The sequence below is a fragment of the Brevundimonas sp. genome (genome assembly GCF_023259385.1).
Lineage (GTDB): Bacteria > Pseudomonadota > Alphaproteobacteria > Caulobacterales > Caulobacteraceae > Brevundimonas.
On record NZ_JAHFPF010000353.1, the window covers coordinates 1 to 2,306 of the forward strand.

Here is a 2,306-nt window from a genome sequence, read left to right on the forward strand (position 1 = left end):
CTCGGCGCGTCAGGCAGCGTCGGACGCGGCATATCAACGTTGATCTCGACATCGGTTCCGTTGGGCGTCTCGACGCCGCCGCCCCGCGTCAGCAGGACGACCCCGATGATGATCACCACCACGACCAGGCCGCCGACCAGGAAGCCGATGAAGCCGGCGCCCCCGCTGCGCGGCGCGGGAGTGTTGACGGTCGTGTGATGCACGACCGGCCGCTCGGGCGGTGGAACATTGGGATCGGTCATGGTCAGTTCCCGGTCGAGGGCGCCGCCGGGGCCGAAACCTCGGGCACGTTGATGTCGACATCGACCTTCTTCGTCTCACCGCCGGGCAGGCCGCCGCGGGTGAAAAGGAAGATGGCGATGACGGCGACCACGACGACCAGGCCGCCGACGATGAAGGCGAGGCCCGTGTTGCCGCCGCCGCTGGTGTTGGTGTTCTCGGCCATGCGATGACCCTCCTGTTGTTGACCCTGTCCCGGGGCAAGGAACGGAGGCGTGGCCGTTACGGTTCCGGACGCTTCTGATCGCGACGGCTGACAAGCGTCTCCGGTCTCCTTATGTTCTCCCGGTTCCCATGACCGATTCCGCTCCCCCCCGTATTTCCGACCTCGCCCGCTCGCACGGGCCCGGCGGCCTCGCGGCCTCGGCCGCGCCCGATTATCTGAAGGGGCTGAACCCCGAGCAGCGCGACGCGGTGGAGACCACCGAGGGACCGGTGCTGGTCCTGGCCGGCGCGGGCACGGGCAAGACGCGGGTGCTGACCACCCGGCTGGCGCACATCCTGGCCACGGGCCGGGCCAGGCCGTGGGAACTGCTGGTCGTCACCTTCACCAACAAGGCCGCGCGCGAGATGCGCGAACGGATCACCCACCTGATCGGCCCCTCGGCCGAGGGTCTGCGCTGGCTGGGCACCTTCCACTCGGTCGCCGCCCAGATCCTGCGCCGGCACGCGGAGCTGGTCGGGCTGAAGTCCAGTTTCACCATCCTGGACACCGACGATCAGGAACGGGTCTGCAAACAGCTGCTCGAGGCCGCCAACCTCGACACCAAGCGCTGGACGCCCAAGTCGCTGAACAACCTGATCGACCACTGGAAGAACCGCGGCTGGACGCCCGACAAGCTGCCGCCCAGCGAGGATTTCGCCAACGGCAAGGGCCACGCCCTGTACGCCGCCTATCAGGCCCGGCTGGTCAGCCTGAACGCCTGCGACTTCGGCGACCTGCTGCTGCACAATCTGACGATCCTGTCGCAGCATGCGGATATCGCTGAAGAATACCGCCGCCGCTTCCGCTACATCCTGGTCGACGAATATCAGGACACCAACGTGGCCCAGTACCTCTGGCTGCGCCTGCTGACCTCTTCGACCGGCAACGTCTGCTGCGTCGGCGATGACGACCAGTCCATCTACGGCTGGCGCGGGGCCGAGGTGGACAACATCCTGCGCTTCGAGCGGGACTTCCCGGGCGCCAAGGTGATCCGGCTGGAGCGCAACTACCGCTCGACCCACCACATCCTGGGCGCGGCCTCGGGCCTGATCGCGGCCAACCGCAGCCGTCTGGGCAAGACGCTGTGGACCGAGGACAAGACCGGCGACAAGGTCCGGGTGCGCGGCGTGTGGGACGGCGAGGCCGAGGCCCGGCTGATCGCCGACGAGATCGAGACCGCCCGCAAACAGGGCGTGGCCTACAAGGACATGGCGGTGCTGGTGCGCGCCTCGTTCCAGATGCGGGCGTTCGAAGAGCGCTTCGTCATGCTGGCCGTGCCCTACACCGTCATCGGCGGGCCGCGCTTCTTCGAACGGGCCGAGATCCGCGACGCCCACGCCTACCTGCGCCTGATCCTGTCCGAGGATGACGACCTGGCCTTCGAGCGGATCGTCAATGTGCCCAAGCGAGGGCTGGGCGACACCAGCGTGCAGAAGGTGCTGCAGATCGCCCGCGAAAATGGCGTCCCGGCCCTGACGGCGGTGCGCGCCCTGATCGGTTCCGACGAGCTTCAGGCGCGCACGCGCACGGCCTTCTCCAACTTCATCCGCGACATCGACCGCTGGCGGGCCCTGGCCCAGACCACCAGCCACTGGGAGCTGACCGAGGCCGTTCTGGAAGAGAGCGGCTACACCGACATGCAGAAGGCCGACCGCGCCACCGGCCAGACCCGGCTCGACAACCTCAAGGAGCTGACGCAGTCGATGCAGCAGTTCGACGGCCTGACCGCCTATCTGGAACACGTCTCCCTGGTCATGGACCTGGACCGGGGTGAGAGCGCGGATTCGGTGCAGATCATGACCCTGCACGGGGCCAAGGGGCT

3 protein-coding genes are annotated in these 2,306 nt (G+C 67.9%); 1 reads left to right on the forward strand and 2 read right to left on the reverse strand.

Going from position 1 to position 2,306, the window contains the following annotated elements; translation table 11 throughout:
* Together Q0C81_RS18115 and Q0C81_RS18120 are read right to left on the reverse strand one after the other, a co-directional pair.
* The coding region (locus Q0C81_RS18115; protein ID WP_291841210.1) for a hypothetical protein at window positions 1-242 on the reverse strand (242 nt) is incomplete at its 3' end.
* Window positions 243-244: 2 nt separating this feature from the next.
* Entirely contained in the window at window positions 245-445 is a 201-nt protein-coding gene (locus tag Q0C81_RS18120; protein WP_291841212.1) for a hypothetical protein, read from the reverse strand.
* A gap of 128 nt (window positions 446-573) precedes the next feature.
* Here Q0C81_RS18120 and Q0C81_RS18125 point away from each other — a divergent pair.
* Window positions 574-2,306: ATP-dependent helicase (locus tag Q0C81_RS18125; protein WP_291841214.1), on the forward strand; the 1,733-nt coding region annotated here is incomplete at its 3' end.

Coding starts and splice junctions, on each gene's coding strand:
- Q0C81_RS18120 (WP_291841212.1), bottom strand. CDS start 445: ATGGCCGAGAACACCAACACCAGCGGCGGCGGCAACACGGGCCTCGCC.